22 protein-coding genes and 1 pseudogene are annotated in these 26,478 nt (G+C 62.9%); 12 read left to right on the top strand and 11 right to left on the bottom strand.

Translation table 11 applies throughout. From position 1 onward, the window contains the following. Positions 1 to 21: 21 nt before the first annotated feature. The 6 genes from ACZ5KU_RS26105 to yaaA form a co-directional block, all read right to left on the bottom strand. Positions 22 to 1,506: an alginate export family protein gene (locus tag ACZ5KU_RS26105; RefSeq protein ID WP_054061710.1), complete on the bottom strand. Its 1,485-nt coding sequence runs from the start codon at positions 1,504 to 1,506 to the stop codon at positions 22 to 24. Further along, on the bottom strand, positions 1,503 to 2,906 hold the full coding sequence (gene algK / locus ACZ5KU_RS26100) for an alginate biosynthesis TPR repeat lipoprotein AlgK (RefSeq protein WP_054061709.1): 1,404 nt from the start codon (positions 2,904 to 2,906) through the stop codon (positions 1,503 to 1,505). Before algK ends, ACZ5KU_RS26105 begins: the two co-directional genes overlap by 4 nt. A gap of 9 nt (positions 2,907 to 2,915) precedes the next feature. Beyond that, complete coding sequence (locus ACZ5KU_RS26095) at positions 2,916 to 4,094, bottom strand: alginate biosynthesis protein Alg44 (protein WP_054057818.1); 1,179 nt, start codon at positions 4,092 to 4,094, stop codon at positions 2,916 to 2,918. Positions 4,095 to 4,131: 37 nt separating this feature from the next. Continuing rightward, the gene (alg8, locus tag ACZ5KU_RS26090) at positions 4,132 to 5,613 is read right to left on the bottom strand and encodes a mannuronan synthase (protein WP_464736454.1); all 1,482 of its coding nucleotides are present in this window, start codon (positions 5,611 to 5,613) and stop codon (positions 4,132 to 4,134) included. A 167-nt stretch (positions 5,614 to 5,780) separates the two neighbouring features. Further along, positions 5,781 to 7,097, bottom strand: a complete 1,317-nt coding sequence (locus ACZ5KU_RS26085; RefSeq protein ID WP_054057820.1) for a nucleotide sugar dehydrogenase — start codon at positions 7,095 to 7,097, stop codon at positions 5,781 to 5,783. A 1,067-nt stretch (positions 7,098 to 8,164) separates the two neighbouring features. Further along, a complete protein-coding gene (gene yaaA, locus ACZ5KU_RS26080) occupies positions 8,165 to 8,944 on the bottom strand; it encodes a peroxide stress protein YaaA (protein ID WP_054057822.1) in 780 nt (259 codons plus the stop codon). Between the two features lie 239 nt (positions 8,945 to 9,183). On the opposite strand from yaaA, the gene ACZ5KU_RS26075 reads away from it, so the two are divergent. The 6 genes from ACZ5KU_RS26075 to ACZ5KU_RS26050 all read left to right on the top strand — a co-directional run bounded on the left by ACZ5KU_RS26075 (position 9,184) and on the right by ACZ5KU_RS26050 (position 14,429). Next, a complete protein-coding gene (locus tag ACZ5KU_RS26075; protein WP_054061708.1) occupies positions 9,184 to 10,308 on the top strand; it encodes a polysaccharide deacetylase family protein in 1,125 nt (374 codons plus the stop codon). A 379-nt stretch (positions 10,309 to 10,687) separates the two neighbouring features. Continuing rightward, a complete protein-coding gene (locus tag ACZ5KU_RS26070) occupies positions 10,688 to 12,082 on the top strand; it encodes a PhoH family protein (protein ID WP_054057824.1) in 1,395 nt (464 codons plus the stop codon). 105 nt (positions 12,083 to 12,187) lie between these two features. Next, positions 12,188 to 12,661 carry a cyclic pyranopterin monophosphate synthase MoaC gene (moaC, locus tag ACZ5KU_RS26065; protein WP_054057825.1) on the top strand — a complete coding sequence of 158 codons (474 nt, stop codon included), beginning with the start codon at positions 12,188 to 12,190 and terminating at the stop codon, positions 12,659 to 12,661. Then, positions 12,658 to 12,903, top strand: coding sequence for a MoaD/ThiS family protein (locus ACZ5KU_RS26060; protein ID WP_054061707.1), 246 nt, complete (start codon positions 12,658 to 12,660; stop codon positions 12,901 to 12,903). The genes moaC and ACZ5KU_RS26060 overlap by 4 nt, the downstream gene beginning before the upstream one ends. Before the next feature lies 1 nt (position 12,904). Further along, the gene (gene moaE / locus ACZ5KU_RS26055; RefSeq protein ID WP_054057827.1) at positions 12,905 to 13,354 is read left to right on the top strand and encodes a molybdopterin synthase catalytic subunit MoaE; all 450 of its coding nucleotides are present in this window, start codon (positions 12,905 to 12,907) and stop codon (positions 13,352 to 13,354) included. A gap of 298 nt (positions 13,355 to 13,652) precedes the next feature. Next, entirely contained in the window at positions 13,653 to 14,429 is a 777-nt protein-coding gene (locus tag ACZ5KU_RS26050) for an ABC transporter substrate-binding protein (RefSeq protein ID WP_054057828.1), read from the top strand. A gap of 52 nt (positions 14,430 to 14,481) precedes the next feature. Here ACZ5KU_RS26050 and ACZ5KU_RS26045 read toward each other — a convergent pair whose 3' ends face one another. The 5 genes from ACZ5KU_RS26045 to ACZ5KU_RS26025 form a co-directional block, all read right to left on the bottom strand. Beyond that, positions 14,482 to 15,111 (bottom strand): helix-turn-helix transcriptional regulator, encoded by a 630-nt coding sequence (locus tag ACZ5KU_RS26045; RefSeq protein WP_054061706.1) that lies wholly within the window; start codon positions 15,109 to 15,111, stop codon positions 14,482 to 14,484. Positions 15,112 to 15,179: 68 nt separating this feature from the next. Beyond that, on the bottom strand, positions 15,180 to 16,307 hold the full coding sequence (locus tag ACZ5KU_RS26040) for an NAD(P)/FAD-dependent oxidoreductase (protein ID WP_464736453.1): 1,128 nt from the start codon (positions 16,305 to 16,307) through the stop codon (positions 15,180 to 15,182). A gap of 129 nt (positions 16,308 to 16,436) precedes the next feature. Further along, complete coding sequence (locus ACZ5KU_RS26035; protein ID WP_464736452.1) at positions 16,437 to 17,384, bottom strand: ornithine cyclodeaminase family protein; 948 nt, start codon at positions 17,382 to 17,384, stop codon at positions 16,437 to 16,439. A gap of 131 nt (positions 17,385 to 17,515) precedes the next feature. Beyond that, complete coding sequence (gene rhlB / locus ACZ5KU_RS26030) at positions 17,516 to 18,976, bottom strand: ATP-dependent RNA helicase RhlB (protein ID WP_419735239.1); 1,461 nt, start codon at positions 18,974 to 18,976, stop codon at positions 17,516 to 17,518. 81 nt (positions 18,977 to 19,057) lie between these two features. Then, complete coding sequence (locus tag ACZ5KU_RS26025; RefSeq protein ID WP_054057833.1) at positions 19,058 to 19,714, bottom strand: alpha/beta hydrolase; 657 nt, start codon at positions 19,712 to 19,714, stop codon at positions 19,058 to 19,060. Positions 19,715 to 20,191: 477 nt separating this feature from the next. Here ACZ5KU_RS26025 and ACZ5KU_RS26020 point away from each other — a divergent pair, with 477 nt between their 5' ends. From ACZ5KU_RS26020 to ACZ5KU_RS25995, 6 genes and pseudogenes are all read left to right on the top strand, one after another. Continuing rightward, positions 20,192 to 21,223 (top strand): amino acid ABC transporter substrate-binding protein, encoded by a 1,032-nt coding sequence (locus ACZ5KU_RS26020; RefSeq protein WP_017904198.1) that lies wholly within the window; start codon positions 20,192 to 20,194, stop codon positions 21,221 to 21,223. 67 nt (positions 21,224 to 21,290) lie between these two features. Continuing rightward, positions 21,291 to 22,472, top strand: a complete 1,182-nt coding sequence (locus tag ACZ5KU_RS26015; RefSeq protein ID WP_054057834.1) for an amino acid ABC transporter permease — start codon at positions 21,291 to 21,293, stop codon at positions 22,470 to 22,472. Positions 22,473 to 22,482: 10 nt separating this feature from the next. Further along, positions 22,483 to 23,577: an amino acid ABC transporter permease gene (locus ACZ5KU_RS26010; protein WP_054057835.1), complete on the top strand. Its 1,095-nt coding sequence runs from the start codon at positions 22,483 to 22,485 to the stop codon at positions 23,575 to 23,577. Between the two features lie 10 nt (positions 23,578 to 23,587). Then, a complete protein-coding gene (locus ACZ5KU_RS26005) occupies positions 23,588 to 24,352 on the top strand; it encodes an amino acid ABC transporter ATP-binding protein (protein ID WP_054057836.1) in 765 nt (254 codons plus the stop codon). 145 nt (positions 24,353 to 24,497) lie between these two features. Then, positions 24,498 to 25,157 (top strand): FadR/GntR family transcriptional regulator, encoded by a 660-nt coding sequence (locus ACZ5KU_RS26000; protein WP_054057837.1) that lies wholly within the window; start codon positions 24,498 to 24,500, stop codon positions 25,155 to 25,157. Beyond that, a pseudogene (locus ACZ5KU_RS25995) lies at positions 25,147 to 26,459 on the top strand (CynX/NimT family MFS transporter). Before ACZ5KU_RS26000 ends, ACZ5KU_RS25995 begins: the two are co-directional and overlap by 11 nt. Positions 26,460 to 26,478 lie beyond the last annotated feature (19 nt).

Here is a 26,478-nt window from a genome sequence, read left to right as displayed (position 1 = left end):
AAACTCCCTTGGCGGCCGGCATCAGAAGCGCCAGATCACGTCGATGAATGCGCGGTGCATGTAGGAATCGACGTCGTGGCCGTAGGCGCTGCCCGGCTTGAACACGCCGCCGCGAAAGCGCACCAGCGCCGAAGGCTCGTCGATCGACTGGCTCAGGGCTGCCGGCAGCAGGCCCTGCTTGAAGTACTTGGTGACCACCAGATCCATCTCCTGGCCCATGTCCTTCTTGCCGTCCTGCAGCGGCAGCGAGGTGCTGGAGAGCAGGGCGCCGGTGCTGTCGTCATAGGTGTTCTGCGCGGCGTTGATGCCGTTGCTGCCGACGTCCTTGTTGCCGTCGACACGCCAGAACTTGTGGTAGACCAGGCTGGCGTCGTAGTCCTCGCGCAGCTGCCAGGAGCCGAACAGGGTGGCGGTCTGCAGGTTGTTCAGTTCGCCACGGAAGGCTTCGCCGAAGCGGTGCATGCGTGAGCGGGTGCCGGTGAAGTTCGAGCGGTTGCTTTCCAGGCCGTTCTGTTCGTAGTCACCGCTGGCACGGGCGTAGGCGGCACCGACCTGCCAGTTCGGGTCCAGGCGCAGGCGCACGCCGAGGTCGGTGGCCCAGCCGTTGACGCTGTCGCCACGCTTGGCTTCGGCCGGACGGGTACCGTCGGCGTTGAGCGGGTTGACGCTATCGCGGTGGCCGCTCATGCCGGTCAGGCTGGCCCAGTAGTTGATCGTGTTGGTGTTGCGGAAGTTGTAGGCGTCGCTGTTGGCTTCCAGGCCGAGCCAGGTCAGGTTGCCGTTTTCCTTCTTGTCCAGCGGGTCGCTGGCGACACCCGGGGTCGGGTAGTCGAGCTTGCCGTCGTCGTGGCTGTGGTGGGCGCGCAGGCCGACCCACTGGCCCGGGGTCCACTGGTAGGCGACGTCGCCGTAGACGTGCAGGCGGTCCTTGTCCTTGGGCGCGAGTTCGGTGAGGTCGGTGCGGTATTCGCTGAAGCGTTCGGCGGTCCCCAGGTTGGCGCGCAGCAGGGTGGTGTCGAAGGTCCAGTTCAGCGCTTCGATATTGGTGTCGCGCCACTGTCCGTCGTCGTTGCGCAGGCGCTGGCGACCGAACTTGAGGATCTCGCCGGGGTAGGGCGTGAAGCCCTTGTAGCCGACCCAGAACTCACGCAGGGCCAGGTAGCTCTTGTCCGGCTTGCGGGCGTCGTTGCTCGAGCTTTCCTGGTCGCCATTGGCCTGTTGCAGGGTGTCGGTCTCGATGATGTCGGTGGCGGTCACCGCCTGGCCCATGGCGTAGGCGCTCCAGTTGCCGCTTTCGCCGTAGACCCAGGGGCGCAGGTCGAGGCCGATGCCGTTGGCGTCGCCACCCTTGAGGGTGCCGAGGTCGCGATCGTCTTCCGACTGCGCGGTGATCTTCGCTTCCAGGCCGAAATTCTGGGTTTCGGTGAGGGCGGCCAGGGTCGGCGTGGACCAGGCCAGGGCAAAGCTCAGGCCGATGCCGGCCTTCACGAAAGGATTGAAAGTCATAGGGTCTTTTCCTCGCTGTCGCCTTCCTGCAGGACTTGTTGCAGGTCCAGCGCGTTGCGGCTCAGGGTGCCGCGCAGGCGCTGCTCCTGCTGCAACAGGCGCTGGGCGTCGGCGCGCTGGGCAGGCGGCAGTTGTTCGTCGAGTTGCTGGGCCAGCTCATTGGCTTGCGGCGTGTCCTGGGTTTTTGCCAGTTGGCCGAAGACATAGGCGTTGAGCGGGTCGGGCTTGGTCCCGCGACCCTGGGAAAACAGTTGGGCAATGGCGTAGTCGGCGCTGTTCTGGCCGTTGCGGGCGGCCTTGAGCAGGTGGTCGAGGGCTTTCTGCGGGTAGACCTGGCCGAGGTAGCCGCGGCGATAGATCTGCCCCAGGTAGTAGTCGGCGGCGACTTCGCGGCCGACGGCTTTCTGGAAATGCGCCTCGGCCTGTTTCGCGTCCGCCGGCACCCACTTGCCTTCGTAGTAGAGCTTGCCCAGCAGCAGTTCGGCCCGCGGCTGGTCGGCGGCGCGACCGTTGTTCAGGTACTCCATCATCTGGTCGACGTTGCCCAGGTCGGGGTAGTCGTAGAGCAGTTGCGCCAGGCTGACCCAGGATGCCGGGTAGCCGGGGGCGATCTTCTCGAGCAGTGCCTGCGCGGTTTTCGTATCCGGCTGGCCGAGGCTCGAGTCGGCCAGTACCCGGGCGACGCTGTCGACCCGCTGGGCACCGACTGCACCGCGGCTGTAGGCGGCCTGCAACTGCTTGAGCAGTTCGGCCTGCTGGTCCGGCTGGGCGCGTTTCTGGTAGACGGTGGCCAGCTCGACGTAGCAGATGTCGGTGCTGTTGAGCGCGGCCTTGCAGATTTTCTCCACCTCGTCCAGGTGCTGGTCGTAGGTACCCTGGGTGCGATAGAGCAGGACCTGGGCCAGCCCCGCTTCCGGGTAGCCGGCGCTGCGCCACTGGTCGATCTGGCGCTGGGCGTTGACCTCGGGGAAGCTCTGCGGGAATTGCAGGTAGAGCATCGCCAGGGCGATCAGGGTGTTGCCTTCACCATTGGCGAAGGCCTTTTTCAGCAGGGTCTCGGCCTCGTGGTGCTCGGCTTCGGTCGCGCCGGGCTTGGCCACCAGCAGGCGCCCCAGGCGGGCCTGGGCACGGGGCGAGGTGTCGGCGGCGGCGCGGTAGGTCGCCTCGGCCTGACGGATCTGTGCCGGGTCGCGGCTTTCCACCTGGATATCGGCCAGGCCGACCTGTGCGTCGCTGTAGCCCAGGTCCGCCAGTTGGCGGTAGTTCTGCTCGGCCAGGGCGGTGTCGCCGCGCTTGAGCGCCTCGTTGGCCAGGCGCTGGTCGGGCAGACCGGCGCAACCGGCCAGGCCGATCGCCATGGCCAGTGTCAGGGGCAGGGGTCTGAAGGTCGTCACAGGCATGTCCTCCGCTTACAGTCCGGCGGCCATGGCTTTGTCGATCAGCCAGTTGAGGTTCGGGCCACGGTCGCTGTGCACTTCCACCGGACGGCCGGCGAGGCTGCTGTCGAGGCTTTCATCCGGCTTGATCAGCACGCGGATGTCGGAGGACAGGTCGTCGCTCTTCAGGCTGGAGCTGCTGACGATCCGGCCCTGGCGCACCTGCTCTTCGCCGGCGACCTGGAAGTTCACGCGGGTGCCGGGACGTACTTCGCCGAACTGGCGATAGGAGAAACGTGCCTCGACGTTGGCCACGCTGTTGCGTGGCACCAACTGGAAGATCACGTCGCCCTTGCTGGCGTACTGACCGTTGGCGACCAGTTGCTGGGCGACCACGCAGTCGCACGGCGAGGTCAGGGTACCGGTCATCTGCTTGCCGAACAGTTCCTCGACCTTGGCCGGTTGCAGCTGGTCTTCGTCCAGGTGGCCCTTGAGCACGTCGAGCATGCTGGTGCTGAAGCTCGCCAGTGGCGCGCCCTTGGCGGCGATGCCGTCGTCCTTGAGCAGGCTCTGCACGGTACCGTCGCGCGGCATGGTGACGTTCACCCCCGGCACGCTGACCAGGCCGGCCTGAGCGTGGCTGACGAAGTACATGCCGTAGATCGACTTGAGCACGAAGCCGAACGCCGCCAGGCCGACGACGAACACGCCGACGCTGAAGGTCACCGCACGCAGGCGGCCAAGCGGGCTCAGGCCGGTGCCGTCGTCCTTCTTGCGCCGGGCCTTGGTGAAGTTGTCGCGCTGCAGGGTGGCGAGCACGTCGCCCATGCTGACGATATCACCGGCCAGGTGCGAGGTGATCAGGTGGCGCAGGGTGGCGATGTCCTGGGGTTCCAGGTTCTGGAACTGGCAGCCGACGCGACCGTGCTGGCGGTCGTAGGCGCGGATCTGCAGTTCGACATCCATGCCCAGGCCGAGGTTGTCGATGACGAACATCAGACGGCCCTTGTACACCTCGCCGAGGGTCAGTTCCTGTTGCTGCTGCGGCGGCAGGTTGAAGCTCAGGCCGCCGGCGGACAGGTCGTGCACAGGCACTTCCATGGGCTTGCCCGCGCTACCGAAGAAACGCAGCTTGGCCGGGATCTTCACCCGGGCGTGCTGGCGCTGGGCTTCGGATTCGTGGACGACGTTGGCGTTGACTTTAGAGTTCATGAGTTAAAGCTCCATTGGCTAATTCAGGCGAGTCGGGTCAGACCATCGTCATCAGCACGGCGATGAAAATGCTGCCGGCGGAGAAGGTCATGGTCCGGGACGACCAGGTGTTGAACCAACCTTGAAAGCTGGCGAGGTCGCGGCTCAGTTTGGTGTCCTGGCGGGTCCAGGACTGGCGGTCGAGGCGGAAGAACACGTAGATCTTCATCAGTGCGCCGACGATCTGGTTGTAATAGAGGATCGCCGGGTAGGCCGGGCCGATGCTGTGGCCCGAGCAGGCCAGCAGGATCGTCAGGATCAGGCGGGTGATGCCGATCCACAGCAGGTAGGCGAGGATGAATTCGATGCCGTACTTGAAGCTGGCGATCAGCGCCACGGTCAGGCCCAGCAGCGAGGTCCACATCGACACGCGCTGGTCGAACAGCACCACGCTGGTGAACAGGCCGAGGCGGCGGATACCCAGGCCCAGGGCGCGGGAGTTCTGGCGCAGGTTGTTGCCGTACCAGCGGTACATCAGCTTGCGGCTGGACTTGATGAAGCTCTTCTCCGGCGGGTGCTCCACGGTATGGATCGCCGCGTCGGGCACGTAGAAGGTGTCGTAGCCCAGGCGCATCAGGCTGTACCAACTGGACTTGTCGTCACCGGTGAGGAAGCGGAAGCGGCCCAGGCGCCAGTGTTCCAGCGAGTCGCTCTCGACGTCGGCGATGAAGCCGGCATCGGTGACCACGCTGGCGCGGAATACCGACATGCGCCCGGTCATGGTCAGTACGCGCTTGGACAGGGCCATGGAGCACATGTTGATGTGGCGCTGGGCGAAGCGCAGCTTGTGCCATTCGCTCATGATGTAGCCGCCGCGCACTTCGCAGAATTCGTTGGTGGTCAGGCCGCCGACGTTGTCGAACAGCTGGAACCAGGGCACGGTGCGGCGCACCACGCCTTCGCTGAGGACGGTGTCGCCGTCGATCACCGCGACCACGGCACGCTCGTCCGGCAGGTGACGGGAGATCGCCCGGAATCCGTAGGCCAGGCCGTCGCGCTTGCCGGTGCCGGCGATGCGGACGAAGTCGAGGGTGACGCGCTCCGGCGGGTTCATCCGCGCCCAGAGGCTCTTGACCAGCAACTCATCGGACATTTCCACCAGCGAGCAGACCACGGTGGTGGGGAAGCCGCAGTCGATGGCTTCGCGGATCACCGATTGGTAGACCTGGGCGGTGGTGTGGGCGTCGATGCGAAAGCTGGTGACCATCAGGAACACGTGGGACGGGTCCGTGGCCTTGCCCAGCTTGCGCAGTTTGCGCCGCAGGTGCGGGTAGACGATGTAGAGGAAGATCATCCCGCGCACGAAATGGGTGGCGCCCATGGAGTAGCGCCAGATACCCACGGCACCGATCAGGAAGATGAAGTCCTTGGATTCGGCATCGAAGGTCGAGGTGGGCAGCAGTGAGGCCAGGCCCATCAGCAACGTCAGGTAGAACAGCCAACCGGCGGCCTGGAGGAGGCCATGTTTCAGCCTGTACATAATCTGCATCCATCTGTGTCTCGGGCGAGGCCCGATGGGGTCGTTAGCAATCCTGGGGGCGAGGCGCCCGGTGGGGCGCCATCGTCAGCAAGCCGGCTCCCGCGGGGAGGGGAGGGACCCGAGGGGCCGGCCTGCTGGCGATCAACCGCGTTGCGGTTGCCGCGGGTTTACCAGCAGATCCCTTCGGCGCGGCCGCCGGCGCTGGTCGGCTTGGACATGAAGCCGACCAGGTCGATGACCTGCTTGCCGTGTGGCGCGTTCTCGGCCAGGTCGCGGAACTTCTCGTCGCGGTTGCCGAGGATGATCACGTCGCTGTTGTCGATCACGGCGTCGAAGTCGGCGTTGAGCAGGGACGACACGTGGGGAATCTTCGATTCGATGTAGTCCTTGTTCGCCCCGTGGACGCGGGCGTACTCGACGTTCTTGTCGTAGATGCTCAGGTCGAAGCCCTTGCCGATCAGCATTTCCGCCAGTTCCACCAGCGGGCTCTCGCGCAGGTCGTCGGTACCGGCCTTGAAGCTCAGGCCGAGCAGGGCGACCTTGCGCTTGTCATGGCTGGCGACGATGTCGAAGGCGTTCTGTACCTGAGTCTCGTTACTGCGCATCAGCGAGTTGAGCAGTGGCGACTCGACGTCCAGGGAGCCGGCGCGGTAGGTCAGGGCGCGCACGTCCTTGGGCAGGCAGGAGCCGCCGAAGGCGAAGCCGGGGCGCATGTAGTACTGGGACAGGTTGAGGGTCTTGTCCTGGCAGACCACGTCCATCACTTCGCGGCCATCGACGCCGACGGCCTTGGCGATGTTGCCGATCTCGTTGGCGAAGGTCACCTTGGTGGCGTGCCAGACGTTGCAGGTGTACTTGATCATCTCGGCCACTTCGATGTCCTTGCGGATGATCGGCGCGTCGAGTTCTTCGTAGAGGGCCTGCAGGACATCGCCGGAAGCACTGTCGAGTTCGCCGATGACGGTCATCGGTGGGTAGTCGTAGTCCTTGATCGCGGTACTTTCGCGCAGGAACTCGGGGTTGACCGCGACGCCGAAGTCGACGCCGGCCTTCTTGCCCGAGCAGTCCTCGAGAATCGGGATCACCACGTTCTTCACGGTGCCCGGCAGCACGGTGCTGCGTACGACGATGGTGTGGCGGGTGGTCTTGTCGCGCAGGACGAAACCGATTTCACGGCACACCGATTCGATGTAGTTCAGCTCCAGGTCGCCGTTCTTCTTGCTTGGCGTACCGACACACAGCATCGACAGATCAGTGGCCCGAATCGCCTCGGCGAAGTCGGTGGTGCCGCGCAGTCGACCACTGGCAATACCCTGGGCCAGCAGCGGCTCCAGACCCGGTTCGACAATCGGCGACTTGCCGTTGTTGATCAGGTCGATCTTGTCCTTGGAGATATCAACGCCAACGACATCATGGCCTCGTGCAGACAGGCAACCGGCACAGACTGCACCGACGTAACCCAAACCGAATATGCTAATGCGCATTGCATTTACCTCTATCTTAATTACGCCATCAAATGGCGGAAGTTAATGTAGCCAGTAGTCGTAATGCACTCGAAAGTCTCACCGGAAGAGGTTGCTCTACCGAGTGCAGGCATATAAATATCGAGTGGCTAAATAATTGCACTCAAGCTGTGCGCAACTTGGCCTTGTTATGAGGGACATGCCCTTTAATGTGGCCGACCTTCTTCAGGACGGTCCTTGTCAGCGGGCTTGCCGTCCGCTTATGCCCGTGGCAGAGCCTTTGGGGTATAAGCCGGCAAGTGTCTGACTGGTGCATTGTCTGGGTGGCCGCCCTGGCCTTCGTAGGGGATATTAATGATGCGTATCTCCTGTCCTTTGATGGATTGCAATTGGCTGGGCTCTTTCGTAAGTCCTAGGTTCAAACTTAAACAAGTTATCCAGCCTGCCTGTAAGTCATCTCTTACAAAATCGTTGAGACTCGTCACGGGTGGTATGAGCAATGGAGGGGAACATAAGTTCCGATCCGCTCATCCTGTTTTCGGAAAATTCTTGAAATATTGTTGGAGATGGCACTGCTTTCATATTGATAGCACTTCTCGTTTCGCCCTTTGATTACGGGGACGAAAAACGCTGCGATGGTTCTATGCCATCATGGGAAAAATTTTTTGGTGCCACTACGAAAAAAAATGAAAAAAGTCGAGTGAAAGAATTTTCATTGTTGTTACGGTCAATTTTATGGCGTCAGAAAAATGGATTTCCGGGGTGGCGCACGAAGGGGAGGAGAGGAAATCGTGGGTTCTACACATTGCGTGCAGTGCACCAGGTCGGGGCAGGGTAACAGAAAAATCGCCTTGGGCCGGCAATCATTTTCCTCAAGGGGAGAATCGCCTGCGAGAGCCAATGGGCTTTGACTCCCCGGCGACGAGCGTTCAAGCCGGCACCCGAGAGTAAACCGGCGCCCGTTGTTCGCGGAGCTGCTGCCATGATTATTGTGGGAGTGGGGCTTGCCCGCGAAGCTTTTGCCGCTCTCGAAGACGCCTTCGCGGGCAAGTCCGCTCCCACCGTGCAGGGGCTGTGCCTTGAAACGGTTACTCCGGCGCGTGGTCGCGGAGGAACACCAGGTTGTCCGGCTTGGAGAGTTCTGCGCTGAAACGGTAGCCTTGTTCGTCGAACGTCTTCAGATTTTCAGGGTTGGTGATGCGTTCGCGAATCACGAAGCGGGCCATCATGCCGCGGGCCTTTTTGGCGTAGAAGCTGATGATCTTGTACTGGCCGTTCTTCTGGTCACGAAACTCGGTATTGATGATGCGGGCGTTGAGCGCCGAGCGTTTGACCGCCGAGAAGTATTCATTCGAGGCCAGGTTCAGCAGTACGTCGTCACCTTGTGCGGCCAGGGCTTCATTGAGCCATTCGCTGATGCGCGTGCCCCAGAAGGCGTAGAGGTCCTTGCCGCGGCCGTTGGCGAACTTGGTACCCATTTCCAGGCGGTACGCCTGCATCAGGTCCAGGGGGCGCAGCAGGCCGTAGAGCCCGGAGAGCATGCGCAGGTGGGTCTGGGCGAAGTCGAAGTCGGCGTCGCTGAAATCCTCGGCGTTCAGGCCGGTGTAGACGTCGCCCTTGAAGGCCAGCAGGGCCTGCTTGGCGTTGTCCGGGGTGAAGGCCGGGGTCCAACTGCCGAAGCGCGCGGCGTTGAGGCCGCCGATCTTGTCGGAGACATGCATCAGCTCGCTGATCTGTGCTGGGCTCAGCAGGCGCAGTTGTTCGATCAGCTCCTGGGAGTGGTCGAGGTATTGTGGCTGGGTATAGCGTTTCGTCACCGGTGGTGTTTCGAAATCGAGGGTCTTGGCGGGGGAAATCACCATCAGCATGAAGTCGTCTCCTGTAATCGTCGGGGATTCTAGGGGTTGGGCGGTTTGGCTCCACCTATGATGCCGATAGCGGCCGGGTGCTTGTCTTTGGGGCTTGGCGATTTTTACGCAGGATTGTCATGCGACCCGGGACTGCAGGAGCCGGGCTTGCCCGCGAATGGGCCGGAACACGCGCGGCAGGAGGGGCGGACGTTGAGATCGGCTATAGTGCGCAGGTTCCTGTCACGGAGACATCCTCCTTGCGTTTTCTTCTTTTATGCTCGGCCCTGCTGGCCTGCCTGGGCGCCGCGGCCGCGCCGAACGACGTCGCGACCCTGGATCGCAGCACCTGGCCCGAGGCGCTGAGCAGCCCGGCGCTGTTCGATGTCGCCTCGCGGGCGGAAATCCTCACCTTCGCCCATGCCCTGCTGGTCAGCGAGATGACCGACGAGCCGGCCCTCAGGCAGCGCCTGGGGCTCAGGCAGATCAACATGGCGTCGATCAACCGGGTGCGTGCCCGTCTCTGGTCGCGCCTACTGCAGAACTACAACTTCGCCCAGCAGAGCTGCGAGCAGGACGCTTCATTCTGCTATTACGTCGAAGACATGGACAGCCTGCGCGAACAGGCCGGCAAGTTCCGCGTGCCGGAAGACTCCTTCTATATCCGCTGGGCCGAGCCGAGCCGGGCGTTTCACGAGCGCTACCTGGATGAACTGCTGCGCATGGCCGCGCTGTTTCCCCAGACCAGCAGCGAAATCGCCCTGTTCGGCGAGCCCGAGCGCAATGGCGAGGATTTCCATGATCGACTGTTCCTGCTGAGCTTCGACGGCGGTCCCGGTCCGGTCGCGGGCAATACCGACAAACTGACCGGGTACCTGCGCCGGCAGAAGATGAATGGCCTGTTCCTTGTCCTGGGCGGCGCCCTGCAGGCGCGGGTGGACAAGAGCTCGATCATGGCCGTACGGGAGCTCTATAAACAGCAGTGCGTAGGTATCGAGGGCTGGCAGTATCGCTCCCACAGTCACTGGCAGGACTGGCAGGATTCGGTGCAGCGCAGTGCCGCGCTGGCACAGAGCGTGTTGCCGGAGAACTACCTGCCGTTGTTCCGCCCGCCTTATGGCCAGCGCCAGGCGGACAGCGGGGCGTTCTTCAGGAAGCAGGGCTTGCAGGTGGTGTTGTGGGACATCGATTCGGCCGATGGGAGTGGCAAGCTCAGCGCCGAGCAGTCCGCCCAGCGGGTGATGACCCTGATGCTGTTGTGGCGGCGTGGTGTGATCGTGTTCCACGATGCCCAGGACAAGGCGCTTGGTGCATTGCCCTGGCTGTTACGGCAGACGGCGGAAAGTGGCCTGGGTTGGCGTGATTGCAACGACGCGTTTCGCTAGTGCGTTGTGGGAACGTCCGCCGTGCTCGCCAACCGTGCCATAAGCTGGGTTCTCGTGGCTTGAAGGCTCGGGATGTAGGAAATTTCGAAGGAATTCGCGGCAGGTGGACTTCCGACTTTAACGGGGTCCGGCCTGCTCGCCAAGGGCTATTCGTCACTCTGAAAAATAAACTTCAAAAAGTCGTCAAAGTGCTTTTTCCTGTCACGGGTTTTGCGGTATTACGGAGTCAGACCGCCGAAACCTGCAACACAGGTGGCGTCTGCCAAGACCCCACCTTGTGCACAGAGCGCCTGCCCCTTCCAGGCGAGTTCGGCGGTCACTTCGAGGCGCGATGCCGTCCAGGCGTCGCGTCGACTGGCTCCCACAAAGGTGACCGAGTATGGATGATCACGGACGCACGCCTTCTTCCAACCAGCCAATCCTTTACGTGCTCGATACCAACGTACTGATCCACGATCCAAACGCGTTACTGAACTTCGAGGAGCATCACGTCGCCATCCCGATGACGGTCCTGGAGGAACTCGACAAACTCAAGAGCGGCCACCACAGCGTGGCTTCCGAATGCCGTCAGGCGATCCGCCTGATCGACAAGACCCTGGGCGATGCCAGCCCCGAGGACGTCGAGCGGGGAGTGCCTATCCAGCGGGGCAAGAGTGGTCCCAAGGGGGCGCTGTCGATCCTGATGAGCAAGCGCAACGAGCCCAATCTGTTGCTGCCGGAGAACCTCAACGACAACATCATCATCAACCAGTTGGTCGACCTGCATGCGCGTGACAAGGGGCTGCGCCTGGTACTGGTGACCAAGGACATCAACATGCGCCTCAAGGCGCGTGCCTGTGGCATCGCGGCCGAGGACTACAGCACCGATCAGTTGGTCGATGACGTGGACCTGTTGCCCAAGGGCTTCCACAACGTGCCCGGCTCGTTCTGGGACCGGGTCAGCAAGGTCGAGACCCGTCAGGGGCATGGGCGCACCTGGCACCAGGTGCAGATGACCGACAACCTGCCGGCTGTGCACGTCAATGAGTTCATCATCGATGAGCAGGGTTTCGTCGGTTGGGTGAAGGAGATCGATGCCGATGTGCTGCTGATCCTCGACCTGCATCAGGAACCGCTGCTGCACCAGGAGGCCTGGGGCCTGAAACCCCGCGACATCTACCAGAGCCTGGCGCTGTACGCCTTGCTCGACCCGGACATCCACCTGGTCAACCTGACCGGTGCCGCCGGTTCCGGCAAGACCATCCTGGCCCTGGCGGCCGCCATCGAGCAGACCATGGTCAGCAAGCGCTACCGGCGTATCATCGCCACCCGCAGCGTGCAGGGCCTGGACCAGGAAATCGGCTTCCTGCCCGGTACCGAGGCGGAGAAGATGGAGCCCTGGCTGGGAGCGATCACCGACAACCTCGAAGCCCTGCACATGGATGACGAAAGCACCCATGGCAGCGTCGACTACATCCTCAGCAAGGTGCCGTTGCAGTTCAAATCCCTCAACTACATCCGGGGCCGCAGCTTCCAGCAGAGCCTGATCCTGATCGACGAATGCCAGAACCTCACGCCGCACCAGATGAAGACCATCATCACCCGTGCCGGCGCCGGTTCCAAAGTGGTGTGCCTGGGTAACCTGGCACAGATCGATACTCCCTACCTGTCCGCGACCAGTTCCGGGCTGACCTACCTGACCGAACGCTTCAAGGACTTCCCGAACGGCGTGCACATCACCCTGCAGGGCGTGCCGCGTTCGATCCTGGCCGAATACGCCGAATCCCACCTGTAACCGCAACCCGGGCGGCCGCGCGCCGCCCGGTCCGGTGCCCATCTCGGGCGTGCGGAAAACTGACCCGCGGGTTTACAATCGACGCTCCTGATCAGGAGTATCGCCGTGCTGACTCATCTCGATTCCCAAGGTCGCGCCAATATGGTCGACGTCACCGACAAGGCCGTGACCTTTCGCGAGGCGCTGGCCGAAGCGCGGGTGCGCATGTTGCCGCAAACCCTGCAAATGATCGTCAGTGGCGGTCACCCCAAGGGTGACGTGTTCGCCGTGGCGCGTATCGCCGGGATCCAGGCGGCGAAGAAGACTTCCGAACTGATTCCGCTCTGCCACCCGCTGATGCTCACCAGCGTCAAGGTCGAGCTGAGCGCCGAGGGCGAGGATGCCGTGCGCATCGTGGCGCGCTGCAAGCTGTCCGGCCAGACAGGGGTGGAGATGGAGGCGCTGACGGCGGCCAGTGTCGCGGCGTTGACGATCTATGACATGTGCAAGGCGGTCGACCGTGGCATGACCATCGAGAACGTGCGCCTGCTGGAGAAGCTCGGCGGCAAGAGCGGTCACTATCAGGCGGATGCGTCATGAAGCTCGATGTGCAGTTCTTTGCCCGCTACCGGGAAGTACTCGGGGTGGATGCCGAACAGGTCGAGGGCGAGTTCGCCACGCTCGGGCACTTGCGCGACCACCTGCTGCAGCGCGGTGGCAACTGGCAGGTGCTGGCCGAGCAGGGCCTGATGTGCGCGCGTAACCAGGAACTGTGCGGGGTGGGCGAGCCGCTGGTCGACGGGGACGAGGTGGCGTTCTTTCCTACCGTGACCGGAGGCTGAGATGGCGGTTCGTATCCAGGCCGGAGCCTTCGATCCGGGCGCCGAAGTCAATGCGTTGCACGCGGCGAATGTGGGTATCGGCGCGGTGGTCAGCTTTGTCGGCTATGTGCGTGACTTCAATGACGGGCGCGAAGTGGCCGGGATGTTTCTCGAACATTATCCGGGTATGACCGAGAAGGCGCTGGGCAAGATCATCAGCGAGGCCGAGCAGCGCTGGCCGCTGCTGCGGCTGGAGGTTCTGCATCGGATCGGGGCGCTGGAGCCGGGGGAGCCGATCGTGTTCGTCGGTGTGGCCAGTGCCCACCGCCAGGCGGCGTTCGACGCCTGCAACTTCGTCATGGACTATCTCAAGACCCGGGCGCCGTTCTGGAAGAAGGAAAACACCGCCGAGGGGCCGCGTTGGGTCGAGGGGCGGGCCAGCGACCAGGCGGCGGCGCAACGCTGGAAGTAGCGGTCTGCTTGAGGGCCTCTTTGCGGGCAGGTCCGGCTCCTGCAGTCAGTCGTCGTTCACCCGCTCTGTGTACGCCAAAGGCCTGCTGGAACTGGGGCCTGTCGGTTGCCGCATCCCCGCGAAGACCGCGGTGAAATCACGGTAAATCTCCATTCACGGCCACCTCGGGCCGGCTGCATTTGCTCGTTGACGGATTGTACATATAAGTCCAGTATGGATTTATAAGTACAAAATCAAGTTGTTTTCTTCTGTCTACTGCCGTGTCACAACACCTCCAATAACCAGCGGGAGCCCCAGCATGAAGAAGTTCACCCGGATCTGTGCCGTTACCCTGAGCCTGCTCACCAGCGCCAGCCCGTTCGCCGCCGAGAAGACCTTGCGCATCGGCATCGAGGCGGCCTATCCGCCGTTTGCGTTCAAGACCGCCGAAGGCAGGATCGGCGGCTTCGACTACGACATCGGCAATGCCTTGTGCGCGCAGATGCAGGTCAAGTGCGAATGGGTCGAGGGCGAGTTCGACGGGCTGATTCCGTCGCTCAAGGTCAAGAAGATCGATGCGGCGCTGTCGTCGATGACCATTACCGACGAGCGCAAGAAGTCGGTGGATTTCACCCACAAGTACTACTTCACCTCCTCGCGGCTGGTGATGAAGCAGGGTGCGGTGGTGGATGATCAGTACACCAGCCTCAAGGGCAAGACCATTGGCGTACAGCGTGCGACCACCACTGACCGCTACGCCACCGAGGTCCTGGAACCGCGGGGTATCAAGGTGGTGCGCTATGGCAACAACGAAGAGATCTATATGGACCTGGCGTCCGGGCGTCTGGATGGCATCTTCGCCGACACCATTCCGTTGAGCGATTTCCTGGCGATGCCGCGGGGCGCGGGCTATGCCTTTGCAGGGCCTGAACTGAAGGACCCGAAATATGTCGGCGAAGGCGCGGGGATCGCCGTGCGCAAGGGCAACAGCGAGTTGCTGGGACAGTTGAACAAGGCCATCGACGGTATCCGCGCCAGTGGCGAATACCAGAAGATCGAAGGGAAGTATTTCAAGTCGGATATCTACGGCGACTGAGTGCCGGAGCCCGCTCGCCACAATGGGGGTCTGTCTGATAGCTCCGGCTGCTTCAGACCTCTGCCTTCAATTCCTTCAGGTGCTTGTAAACGGTCGCCCGGCCCATGTTCAGCACGTTCGCCACATAGTTGGCCGCGCTCTTGCCCTTGAACGCGCCCTCGGCATGGAGGGCCAGCACCAGCTCGCGCTTGTGGTCGCGGGTCAGCAGGTTGAGCCCCAGTTGCCGCTGGCGCAGCCAGTTGTGCAGGAAAGTGTTGATCCGTTCCTGCCAGTCATCACGAAACAGTGCATCCGGTTGCGGCACCAGCTTGCTGGAGGAGAGGAACAGGTCCAGCGCAGCCTTGACGCTTTCAAACAGGGAAATATTCAGATTGATGCACAGCACCGCCAGCGGAGTGCCCTGGCTGTCACGCAGGACGGTGCTGACACTGCGAATCTTCTGGCCATCCCAGTTGAGCTTCTCATAGGGGCCGATATTGCGCTCGCTGACTTGCCCGTCAAGCATGTCCTCCAGGGCGGCATCGTCGCCAATCTCGCGTTTGGAGATATTGTTGGCGATGTAGTCGACCTTTTGTGTGCGCAGGTCGTGCAGCACCACTTCCGCATGGGGAAAGAACAGCGTGGCAATGGCGTCGGCAATGGCTCGGAAATTATCCAGGGCGGGATCCTGTCGGGGTGTCATGGTCTTCTCCAGGCGGCGTCAGCGCCCCGGTAAGGGCGCTGGCAGTGTGCCGTAATCGCCGGCGGTCGTCATCCCAGGCGGGCAGGCGAGAGCATCGCGGCGGTCAGGCCGAAGTGTTCGAGGTGGGCCGGCAAGGCCTGGCCACGCACCAGGGCAGCGCTGGCCTGGCCCATGGCGGGAGAGGTCTGGATGCCGTAACCGCCCTGCGCCGCCACCCAGAACAGACCTGTGACCGAAGGGTCGAAACCGGCCACCAGGTTACCGTCGCTGACAAAACTGCGCAGGCCGGCCCAGGTGCGGGTCGGGCGGCGGATGCTCAGGGTGGTGGCTTCCTCGATCTGGTAGATGCCCATGGCAATGTCCAGTTCCTCGGGTTGTACGTCGTGGGGTTCGACCGGGTCGGCGTTGGCCGGCGAGCCCAGGAACATGCCGGCATCCGGTTTCATGTAGAACGATTCGTCCAGGCTCACCAGCATGGGCCAGTGATGGGTTTCCAGGCCTTCGGGCGGTGCGAAGATAAACGCGGTCCGACGCTTGGGCTGCAGGCCCAGCGCGGCGGCACCGGCCAGATGACCGATATGATCGGCCCAGGCGCCGGCAGCGTTGATGATCACCGGGGCGCTGAAGGTCTGTCCGTTGGTCAGAACTTGCCAGCGGCCGTCGGCATCGCGCTCCAGGCCGAGGACTTCGCAGTCGGTGTGGATTTCCCCGCCTTGGCGACGGATGCCGCGCAGGTAGCCCTGGTGCAGGGCATCGGTGTCGATATCGCTGGCGCTGGGGTCATAGAAGGCGCCGTGGACCTTGTCCCGGCGCAGGATCGGCAGGCGTGCGCAGGCATCGTCGGCGCTGAGCTTCTGTACCTCGGGGACGCTGGCCTTGGCGCTCAGGTACTGCGACTGCAGTTCGTCCGGGTCGCCGTTGAAGTCTACTGTCATCTCGCCACGGGCGGTGAGCAGCGGGTGTTCGGCGAAGCCGGCGGGTGGATGGTCGAAAAAGTCCCGGCTGGCGAGGGTGAGCGCGCGTACCTGGGCGGTGCCGTAGGCGGCACTGTAGAGGGCAGCCGAACGGCCGGTGGAATGGTAGGCCGGATGCGACTCGCGCTCGAGCACGATGACCCGGCCGTGTGCGGCGAGCCAGAAACCGGTGGACGCGCCGGCAATGCCGCCGCCGATGATGATGAAGTCTGCCTGGCTCATTCAAGGTCTCCTGAAAGGTGAGGTTGGGGGGCGGGCCTGTCGAAAAAGGGCTGGGCAGTCTTTGCGGCGGGTCGCGTTATCGTTCTTCCCGGGCAAGCCCGCCCCCACAGTGCGGGGAACAAGGTGCGATCAGCGGGCGTTGTGCAGATGATAGAGCGCATTGGCCAGCGCGATATCTTCCAGGCCCAGGCCGATGGAGCGGAAAAAGACATGCCGTGCGTACTCCGGGCGCGGGACCTGTCCACTCAGCAATTCGGCCAGGTCGCCACGAATGCTGTCGGCCTCCCAGTCGTGCTTGCAACTGGCAATCAGCATCTCTCCCGCCGAGTCCGGGGTGGTCTTGCGGTAGTCGCAGTAGACCTCCATCGCTTCCAGGGCTTGCGGCGGGATTTCATGGGCGCGCGGCGCATTGGTGCTGATGGAGGTGATCAGGGCCGGTTTGCCCAGTGTGCGCGGATCAATGACCGGGGTCGCGGAGGAGGTGCAAAGCATGATCACATCGGCCTCCTCCAGGGCTGCGTCGAGGTGCGCGACGAGTTCCAGGTGGGGTTCGATCTCCAACAGGCGCCCGCGGGTTTCGGCACCGAGGTTGGGCGAATACAAGCGTATGCTCCGCCATTCACGCAGGTTCCTGGCATAACGCAGGTGTGCCTGGGCCACCGGGCCACTGCCGACGATCGCCAGGCGGCTGGCGCTCGGCGCAGCCAGGGCGTCCACGGCCACTGCGGTGGTCGCCGCGGTACGGGCAGTCGTCAGCTCGCCGGCGTCGCAAAGCAACAGCGGCTGGCCGCTGTCCATGGACATCAGCAGGGTCCAGGCGGTGACCAGCGGACCCTGCTCGCGCACGATATAGGGCGAGGTCTTGATGCCGTAGACACGCTCCTCGGCCAGCACTCCCAGGTAGTTGATGAAATCACCGTCACCTTGTGGAAAACCGACCTGTTGCTGGGCCGGTTGCACCGCCTTTGCGGCTGCGAGATCACGGAACAGGCTGCGCATGATCTGCGGTACGTCGAGTTGCTGCAGTAACTGATGCGCCTGCGGCTGTGCAATCACGTAAGGGGTGGGGCTGGGCATGCGTGGGGCTCCCTTGGATTTTATTGAACTGTTTTGTCTATTATGGACTTTTAGTTCAATTCAGCAATCCGCAGGCGAAAAAAAACGCCGACTGCGAACAGGCGGCGTTCTTGCGCGGTGCTTGGGGGGCGTCAAGGACGCTGACGCACCACCGGTCGCAGCAATTCCGTCGGCGGCATCTCGCAACTGATCTTGCGCCCCAGCAGTTCCTCGATCGACGGCAACTGGTAGGAGTCGTCCTCGCCGGCGAAGCTGATGGATACGCCATCGGCCCCGGCACGACCGGTACGCCCGATACGGTGTACATAGTCATCCGGCACTTCCGGCAGGGTGAAGTTGATCACGTGGCTGATGCCGTCGATATGGATCCCGCGCCCGGCGACATCGGTGGCCACCAGTACGCGGATCTTGCCTTCGCGGAAACCTTCCAGGGTCTTGATGCGCTTGTGCTGTGGCACGTCGCCGGACAATTGGGCGGCGTTCACGCCGTCACGCACCAGGCGTTCCTCGATACGCCGCACCTCGTCCTTGCGGTTGGCGAAGACCATCACCCGTTCCCAGCCGTTGTCGTTGACCAGGTTGTACAGCAGCTTGTACTTGTCGGCCGAGGCCACCGCATAGATGTGCTGCTCGACATTCTGGTTGGCGACGTTCTGCGATTCGATCTCGACGATCGCCGGGTCGGTGGTCCATTGCCGGGCAAGGTTCATCACGTCGTCGGTGAAGGTCGCGGAGAACAGCAGGGTCTGGCGTTCGCTTTTCGGCGGGGTCTGGCGAATGATCTGGCGAACCTGCGGGATGAAGCCCATGTCGAGCATGCGGTCGGCTTCGTCCAGCACCATCACCTCGACCATGTCCAGGTGCACCTCGCCGCGCTGGTTGAAGTCCAGCAGGCGGCCCGGGGTGGCGACGAGAATGTCGCAATGACGGGCTTCGAGCTGCTTGAGCTGCTTGTCGAAATCCATGCCGCCGACGAACTGCATGACGTTCAGGCCGGTGTACTTGGTCAGGTCGGCGGCGTCCTTGGCGATCTGCACCACCAGTTCACGGGTCGGCGCAATGATCAGTGCCCGCGGCTCGCCCATGTAGCGCTCGGCCGGAGGTGGCGTCTGCAGCAACTGGGTGATGGTCGAGATCAGGAAGGCGGCGGTCTTGCCGGTGCCGGTCTGGGCGCGGCCGATCGCATCCTTGCCGGCCAGGGTGTAGCCCAGCACCTGCGCCTGGATAGGCGTGCAGTAGGGGAAGCCCAGGTCGTGGATGGCGTGCATCAGTTCCGGTGCCAGCCTGAAGTCGTGGAAGCGGGTCTTGCCTTCCTGGGGTTCGACGACGAAGTCCTCCAGCTTCCACGGTGCCGGTTTTGGCTTCGGCGCCCGCTCGCGGCGTGGCTGGGCGGCCTTGGGCTTCCCGGCGCTGGGCTGGCCGGAGGGCTGTGGGGCGGCGGTCGGCTGGGCTTTCGGTTTGGCCGCGGGCTCGGCACGTTCCGACGACTGGCCGGTCAGGCGGCTTTCTGGTGGGGGAGTCGGAGTGCCGGTACCTGGTGCGAGCTGCTCAGTCTCGCCTTTACCGAATATTTTTTTGAGTGCTTTGAGCACGGTCGTCTCATCAATTGGTTAAGGAATGTACGCCGGCCAGTGTAATGCAAGAATCGGGCGCGGCGTAGTGCGTTACGGCGATCAGCGCAAACGAGCGGCCAGCCAGGTGCCGATGTCGTTGATTTCCTCCGGTAACACTTCGTGGCCCATTGGGTATTCCTGCCATGTCGCGGTGACATCATTGCGCTTCAGGTGCTCGTAGGCGGTGCGACCCATGGCGTTCTGCACCACCTCGTCGTAATGGCCATGCAGGCAATACACCGGAATCCGTTGCTGGCTGGCCGAAAGCTGCAATTCGTCACTGAAGGTCGGGGCGTAGGTCGACAGGGCCAGCACGCCACCGAGGGCGCCCTGCCACCTCAGGAAAGCGGTGTGCAGCACCACCGCGCCGCCCTGGGAGAAGCCGGCGAGGAAGATTCGCGTCGGGTCGATACCTTCGGCCCGCTGGGCCTCGATCAGTGCGATCACGCTGTCTGCCGAGGCCTCGAGCTCTTCGTGGCTGATGGAGCGCGCCGGGCTCATGGCCAGGATGTCATACCAGCTGGGCATGGCGTAGCCGCCGTTGATCGTGACGGCGCGGGTTGGAGCCTGGGGTAGCACGAACCGGGTGCTCGGCAGGCGCTCCTGCAGGGCCTCGGCCACGGGCAGGAAGTCGTAGCGATCGGCGCCCAGGCCGTGAAGCCAGATGACACAGGCATCGGCGGGTTTGGCCGGGTGGATGATCAGGGGATCGGTCATATCTGCTCCATTTGCTCCATTAATGTGCGTGCGCTCCGATTGGGTGCGTGATTGCAGTGCACAGCTGGCGTATCTGTTAAGAAGATGTCGCAACTTTGAAAGTTTTCTTGTTGACCTCTGGCTGAATCGCTTTACCCATCACTGTGGTACGGGCTTTGCTATGGGAGATTCGAGTGTGTGCTTTCCCCCGCTGGCGGTAACACTAACAGGCTAGCGTCAGCAGTGGGATAGCACGAATCCGGCTAACGGATTCGGATTGATGTTCGCCACCGGCCGGGAAGGCTCCGCGAACACAGGGCGCAAGCCGTTCGGCCGATTGGCGGGCAATGAGTGCACCCCGGGGATGTCCCCCAACTAGACTCATGGCTCAAAGTCTTTGTCGCTGACCCAAAAATAAGCCAACCCGGGTCAACTAACGCCTCATAAGGGTGCGACAAGGCTCTAGCTCCGACACAACAAGAGCAACTGGAGGTTTGAATGAAGATGTTGAAATCCACCCTGGCAGTCGTGACTGCTGCTGTCGTCCTGGGTGTCAGCGGTTTTGCACAAGCGGGTGCCACCCTCGATGCCGTTCAGAAGAAGGGTTTTATCCAGTGCGGTGTGAGTGATGGTCTGCCAGGTTTCTCGGTACCTGACGCCAGCGGCAAGATCATCGGTATCGACGCCGACGTCTGCCGCGCCGTTGCCGCTGCCGTGTTCGGCGATGCGACCAAGGTCAAGTTCAGCCAGTTGAATGCCAAGGAGCGTTTCACCGCCCTGCAGTCCGGCGAGATCGACATCCTTTCGCGTAACACCACCATGACCAGTTCCCGTGACGCGGGCATGGGCCTGAAATTCCCCGGCTTCATCACCTACTACGACGGCGTGGGCTTCCTGGCCAACAACAAGCTGGGCGTGAAGAGTGCCAAGGAACTGGATGGCGCGACCATCTGCATTCAAGCCGGTACCACCACCGAACTGAACGTGTCCGACTACTTCCGTGCCAATGGCCTGAAGTACACCCCGATCACCTTCGACACCTCCGACGAAAGCGCCAAGTCGCTGGAATCCGGTCGTTGCGACGTACTGACTTCGGACAAGTCCCAGCTGTTCGCCCAGCGCAGCAAGCTGGCTTCGCCGAAGGACTACGTGGTTCTGCCGGAAACCATTTCCAAGGAGCCTCTGGGCCCGGTCGTGCGTAACGGCGACGACGAGTGGCTGGCCATCGTGCGCTGGGTCGGCTACGCGCTGCTCAACGCCGAGGAAGCCGGTATCACCTCGAAAAACGTCGAGGCTGAAGCCAAGTCGACCAAGAACCCTGACGTAGCCCGCCTGCTGGGCGCCGACGGTGAATATGGCAAGGACCTCAAGCTGCGCAAGGACTGGGTTGTGCAGATCGTCAAGCAGGTCGGTAACTACGGCGAGATCTTCGAGAAGAACCTCGGCAAGAGCACTCCGCTGGAAATCGATCGTGGCCTGAACGCCCTGTGGAACAACGGCGGTATTCAATACGCACCTCCTGTGCGCTGATTGATCTGTCGCCCGGCGGGCCAACCGCCGGGCGATCTTCCCTGTTCCGTTTTTTCTGGGGCACTTCATGCAAAATCAAGTCGGCGCACCAAAGCAGAGGCTCAGCCTCAGCGATCCGCGAGTGCGTGCGTGGTTATTCCAGATCATCACGGTTGTCGCGGTGATCGCCTTGGGCTGGTACCTGTTCCACAACACCCAGACCAACCTGCAACACCGGGGCATCACCTCGGGCTTCGGTTTCCTCGAGCGCAGTGCCGGTTTCGGTATCGCTCAGCACCTGATCGACTACACCGAATCCGACAGCTATGCGCGTGTATTCGTCATCGGTCTGCTCAACACCCTGCTGGTGACCTTTATCGGTGTGATCCTGGCGACGATCCTGGGCTTCATCATCGGCGTCGCGCGGCTGTCGTCGAACTGGATCATCAACAAGCTGGCGACCATCTATGTCGAGGTGTTCCGCAACATCCCGCCATTGCTGCAGATCCTGTTCTGGTACTTCGCGGTGTTCCTGACCATGCCGGGGCCGCGCAACAGCCATAACATCGCCGATACGTTCTTCGTCAGCAGCCGGGGCCTGAACATGCCGGCGGCCATCGCCGCGCCAGGCTTCTGGCCGTTCGTGGTCAGCCTGGTACTGGCCATCGTCGCGATCGTCTTCATGACCCGCTGGGCCAACCGGCGCTTTGAAGAAACCGGCGAGCCGTTCCACAAGTTCTGGGCCGGGCTGGGGTTGTTCATCGTTATCCCGCTGCTCTGCACGCTGGTCTTCGGCGCGCCGGTGCACTGGGAAATGCCCAAGCTGCAAGGCTTCAACTTCGTTGGCGGCTGGGTATTGATCCCTGAACTGCTGGCACTGACCCTGGCCCTGACGGTGTACACCGCGGCGTTCATCGCCGAAATCGTCCGTTCGGGTATCCGTTCGGTCAGCCATGGCCAGACCGAGGCAGCGCGCTCCCTGGGGCTGCGCAACGGTCCGACCCTGCGCAAGGTGATCATCCCCCAGGCCCTGCGCGTGATCATTCCACCGCTGACCAGCCAATACCTGAACCTGGCGAAGAACTCGTCCCTGGCGGCCGGTATCGGTTATCCGGAAATGGTTTCGCTGTTTGCCGGTACGGTGCTCAACCAGACCGGGCAGGCCATCGAAGTCATTGCCATCACCATGAGCGTGTACCTGGCGATCAGTATCAGCATTTCCCTGCTGATGAACTGGTACAACAAGCGCATCGCGCTGATCGAGCGGTGAGGAAAGGCCCATGAGTTCCCATACCTTCAAACCTGACATGCCCCCACCGAGCAGCAGCATCGGCGTGGTCGCATGGATTCGGGCCAACATGTTCTCCAGCTGGATCAACACGCTGCTGACCCTGTTCGCCTTCTATCTGATCTATCTGGTGGTGCCGCCGATCCTGCATTGGGCGATCCTGGATGCCAACTGGGTCGGCACCACCCGTGCCGACTGCACCAAGAGCGGTGCCTGCTGGGTGTTCATCCAGCAGCGTTTTGGCCAGTTCATGTACGGCTACTACCCGCAGGAACTGCGCTGGCGCATCGATTCGACGGTGTGGCTGGCGATCATCGGTGCGGCGCCGCTGTTCATCTCGCGCTTCCCGCGCAAGGCGATCTACGGCCTGTGCTTCCTGGTGGTGTTCCCGATCGTCGCCTTCATCCTGCTGCACGGCGGCTTCGGCCTGGAAACCGTGGCGACCAGCCAGTGGGGCGGCCTGATGCTGACCCTGGTGATCGCTACCGTCGGTATCGCCGGCGCCCTGCCGCTGGGCATCCTGCTGGCGCTGGGACGACGTTCCAATCTGCCGGCGATCCGTGTGGTCTGCGTGACCTTCATCGAGTTCTGGCGCGGCGTGCCGCTGATCACCGTGCTGTTCATGTCCTCGGTGATGCTGCCGTTGTTCCTGCCCGAGGGCATGAACTTCGACAAGCTGTTGCGGGCACTGATCGGGGTGATCATGTTCCAGTCGGCGTATGTCGCCGAAGTGGTGCGTGGCGGCCTGCAGGCCATTCCGAAAGGGCAGTACGAAGCCGCGGCCGCGATGGGCCTGGGCTACTGGCGCGCCATGGGCCTGGTGATTCTGCCGCAGGCCCTGAAGCTGGTGATCCCCGGCATCGTCAACACGCTGATCGCATTGTTCAAGGATACGAGCCTGGTGATCATCATCGGTCTGTTCGACCTGCTCAACAGCGTCAAGCAGGCCGCCGCCGACCCGAAATGGCTCGGCATGGCTACCGAGGGCTACGTGTTCGCCGCCCTGGTGTTCTGGATTTTCTGTTTTGGTATGTCCCGCTACTCCATGCATCTGGAGCGCAAGCTGGACACAGGCCACAAGCGTTAGGAGTCAAGTGATGAGCGAAGCGATCAAACAGCCTGTGGGTCCTGAAGGCATTATTCAGATGCAGGGCGTGAACAAGTGGTACGGGCAGTTCCACGTACTGAAGGACATCAACCTGAACGTGCGGCAGGGCGAGCGTATCGTGCTCTGCGGTCCGTCCGGCTCGGGCAAGTCGACCACCATCCGCTGCCTCAACCGCCTGGAAGAGCACCAGCAGGGCCGCATCGTGGTCGATGGCGTGGAACTGACCAACGACCTCAAGCAGATCGAGGCGATCCGCCGTGAAGTCGGCATGGTGTTCCAGCACTTCAACCTGTTCCCGCACCTGACCATTCTGCAGAACTGCACCCTGGCGCCGATGTGGGTTCGCAAGATGCCCAAGCGCAAGGCGGAAGAAATCGCCATGCACTACCTGGAGCGCGTGCGTATCCCGGACCAGGCGCACAAGTTCCCCGGGCAGCTCTCCGGCGGCCAGCAACAGCGTGTGGCGATTGCCCGTGCACTGTGCATGAAACCGAAGATCATGCTGTTCGACGAGCCGACCTCGGCCCTCGACCCGGAAATGGTGAAGGAGGTTCTGGACACCATGATCGGCTTGGCCGAAGACGGCATGACCATGCTCTGCGTGACCCACGAAATGGGCTTTGCCCGTACCGTGGCCAACCGCGTGATCTTCATGGACAAGGGCGAGATCGTCGAACAGGCGGCCCCGAACGACTTCTTCGACAACCCGCAGAACGATCGGACCAAGACGTTCCTCAGCCAGATCCTGCATTGATCGACTGGCGTTGAATGAAGAACCCGGACCTGGTCCGGGTTTTTTTATGGGGCGGCATCGACTGTCGCCTGCGGCTTGAGCGCCCGCCGGTTTCTGGGATAGGCTAGTGAAAATTCATCCTATGATTGGATGTCAAGGCGAGACCATGTCCCCAAGCATTCCCCTGATCAGGCGCTCCCTGGTCGACCAGGCCCTGGAGCAATTGCGCGAACGCATCACCCGCGGCACCTGGGTGGTGGGCGAACGCCTGCCGACCGAGCCGGAGTTGGCGGCCGAGCTGGGCATCAGCCGCAACACCATGCGCGAGGCCATGCGTGTGCTGGCGTTTTCCGGGTTGATCGAGATTCGCCAGGGCGACGGCAGTTATGTGCGGGCCACCACCGATCCGCTGGCGACCATGCAGGCGTTGTCGCGCTGTTCCCTGGACCAGGCGCGCGAGACGCGGCACAGTTTTGAAGTCGAGGCCATTGGTCTGGCGGCCCTGCGTCGTACCGATGAGGACCTCAAGGGGTTGCGTGAAGCCCTGGATGCCAGCAGCCACCACTACCATGGTGATCTCGACTGCTTCATCTCCTGCGACCTGGTCTTTCACCAGCGGCTGATCGACGCCGCGCACAACCCCATGCTCAGCGAGCTGTATCGCTACTTCTCCAGCGTGATCGCCAGCGCCTTGCGCCAGACCCTCGACATCACGCCCCGCCGCCAGTCGGTGTTCGATCTGCATGTCGCGCTGCTCGAGGCAGTCGAGCAGCGCGATCCCGAACGCGCCAAGGCCCTGTGCAGGACCCTGATCAATGAACCTTGAATCCGAGACCATCATGCCCCGTTCCATTTCCGAGGCCGGCGCCTCGACGCAGCCGCGCCGAGGCGAACTCGATCCGCTGCTGATCGATGCCGAAGCCGATGACGCCATCGTCCAGCAGGCTCACCCGGTACTGCGCCGTCCCTGGCTGTTGCTGCTGGGGCTGGTGCTGGTGGCGCTGAACCTGCGCCCGGCGCTGTCGAGCATGGCACCGATGCTCAGCGAAGTGTCCCGCAGCCTCGGCTTGTCGGCGGCCAAGGCCGGCCTGCTGACGACCCTGCCGGTACTCTGCCTGGGCCTGTTCGCGCCCCTGGCGCCGGTGCTGGCCCGGCGTTTCGGCAGCGAGCGGGTGGTTCTGGGGATTCTCCTGACCCTGGCCGGCGGCATGCTCCTGCGCAGTTCCCTGGGCGAGTTCGGCCTGTTTGCCGGCAGTATCCTGGCCGGCGCGAGCATTGGCGTGATCGGCGTCCTGCTGCCGGGGATCGTCAAGCGTGACTTTGCCAGGCATGCCGGGACCATGACCGGGGTCTACACCATGGCCCTGTGCCTGGGGGCGGCCATGGCGGCGGGCTCGACCGTGCCACTGAGTCAGCACTTCGGTAACAGCTGGTCGCTGGGGTTGGGCTTCTGGGTGGTGCCGGCCCTGGTGGCGGCCGTGGTATGGCTGCCGCAGGTCGGCAGCCGGCAGGGGGCGCACCAGGCGGCCTATCGTGTGCGTGGCCTGTTGCGTGATCCGCTGGCCTGGCAGGTGACCCTGTACATGGGCCTGCAATCGTCGCTGGCCTACATCGTGTTCGGTTGGCTGCCTTCGGTGCTGATCGGCCGTGGCCTGACGCCAACCCAGGCGGGGATCGTGCTCTCCGGTTCGATCCTGGTCCAGCTGGCCAGTTCCCTGGCGGCGCCCTGGCTGGCGACCCGTGGCAAGGACCAGCGACTGGCGATCCTGGTGGTCATGCTGCTGACCCTGGGTGGCCTGTTCGGTTGCCTGTACGCGCCCCTCGACGGCCTGTGGGGTTGGGCGATCGTGCTGGGGCTTGGGCAGGGGGGACCTTCAGCCTGGCACTGACCCTGATCGTCCTGCGTTCGCGCGATGCCCATGTGGCGGCGAACCTGTCGAGCATGGCCCAGGGCATCGGCTACACCCTGGCGTCGATGGGCCCGTTCGCGGTGGGCCTGGTGCATGACCTCACCGGCGGCTGGCAGGCGCTGGGCTGGATTTTCGCGGTGGTCGGCCTGGGTGCGATCGCTGCCGGGCTCGGGGCCGGGCGGGCGCTGTACGTGCAGGTCAACAGCGAAAAACTCTGAATGGCCCCGTACTCCCGGT

The organism is Pseudomonas sp. Tof1 (genome assembly GCF_055390395.1).
This window is presented reverse-complemented; position numbering and strand designations above follow the sequence as displayed.

Excerpts from the sequence above, each read along its gene's own strand:
- ACZ5KU_RS26105 (WP_054061710.1), bottom strand. The coding sequence starts at position 1,506 with ATGACTTTCAATCCTTTCGTGAAGGCCGGCATCGGCCTGAGCTTTGCC.
- algK (WP_054061709.1), bottom strand. The coding sequence starts at position 2,906 with ATGCCTGTGACGACCTTCAGACCCCTGCCCCTGACACTGGCCATGGCG.
- ACZ5KU_RS26095 (WP_054057818.1), bottom strand. The coding sequence starts at position 4,094 with ATGAACTCTAAAGTCAACGCCAACGTCGTCCACGAATCCGAAGCCCAG.
- alg8 (WP_464736454.1), bottom strand. The coding sequence starts at position 5,613 with ATGTACAGGCTGAAACATGGCCTCCTCCAGGCCGCCGGTTGGCTGTTC.
- ACZ5KU_RS26085 (WP_054057820.1), bottom strand. The coding sequence starts at position 7,097 with ATGCGCATTAGCATATTCGGTTTGGGTTACGTCGGTGCAGTCTGTGCC.
- yaaA (WP_054057822.1), bottom strand. The coding sequence starts at position 8,944 with ATGCTGATGGTGATTTCCCCCGCCAAGACCCTCGATTTCGAAACACCA.
- ACZ5KU_RS26070 (WP_054057824.1), top strand. The coding sequence starts at position 10,688 with ATGGATGATCACGGACGCACGCCTTCTTCCAACCAGCCAATCCTTTAC.
- ACZ5KU_RS26060 (WP_054061707.1), top strand. The coding sequence starts at position 12,658 with ATGAAGCTCGATGTGCAGTTCTTTGCCCGCTACCGGGAAGTACTCGGG.
- moaE (WP_054057827.1), top strand. The coding sequence starts at position 12,905 with ATGGCGGTTCGTATCCAGGCCGGAGCCTTCGATCCGGGCGCCGAAGTC.
- ACZ5KU_RS26050 (WP_054057828.1), top strand. The coding sequence starts at position 13,653 with ATGAAGAAGTTCACCCGGATCTGTGCCGTTACCCTGAGCCTGCTCACC.
- ACZ5KU_RS26045 (WP_054061706.1), bottom strand. The coding sequence starts at position 15,111 with ATGACACCCCGACAGGATCCCGCCCTGGATAATTTCCGAGCCATTGCC.
- ACZ5KU_RS26040 (WP_464736453.1), bottom strand. The coding sequence starts at position 16,307 with ATGAGCCAGGCAGACTTCATCATCATCGGCGGCGGCATTGCCGGCGCG.
- ACZ5KU_RS26035 (WP_464736452.1), bottom strand. The coding sequence starts at position 17,384 with ATGCCCAGCCCCACCCCTTACGTGATTGCACAGCCGCAGGCGCATCAG.
- ACZ5KU_RS26025 (WP_054057833.1), bottom strand. The coding sequence starts at position 19,714 with ATGACCGATCCCCTGATCATCCACCCGGCCAAACCCGCCGATGCCTGT.
- ACZ5KU_RS26020 (WP_017904198.1), top strand. The coding sequence starts at position 20,192 with ATGAAGATGTTGAAATCCACCCTGGCAGTCGTGACTGCTGCTGTCGTC.
- ACZ5KU_RS26015 (WP_054057834.1), top strand. The coding sequence starts at position 21,291 with ATGCAAAATCAAGTCGGCGCACCAAAGCAGAGGCTCAGCCTCAGCGAT.
- ACZ5KU_RS26010 (WP_054057835.1), top strand. The coding sequence starts at position 22,483 with ATGAGTTCCCATACCTTCAAACCTGACATGCCCCCACCGAGCAGCAGC.
- ACZ5KU_RS26005 (WP_054057836.1), top strand. The coding sequence starts at position 23,588 with ATGAGCGAAGCGATCAAACAGCCTGTGGGTCCTGAAGGCATTATTCAG.
- ACZ5KU_RS26000 (WP_054057837.1), top strand. The coding sequence starts at position 24,498 with ATGTCCCCAAGCATTCCCCTGATCAGGCGCTCCCTGGTCGACCAGGCC.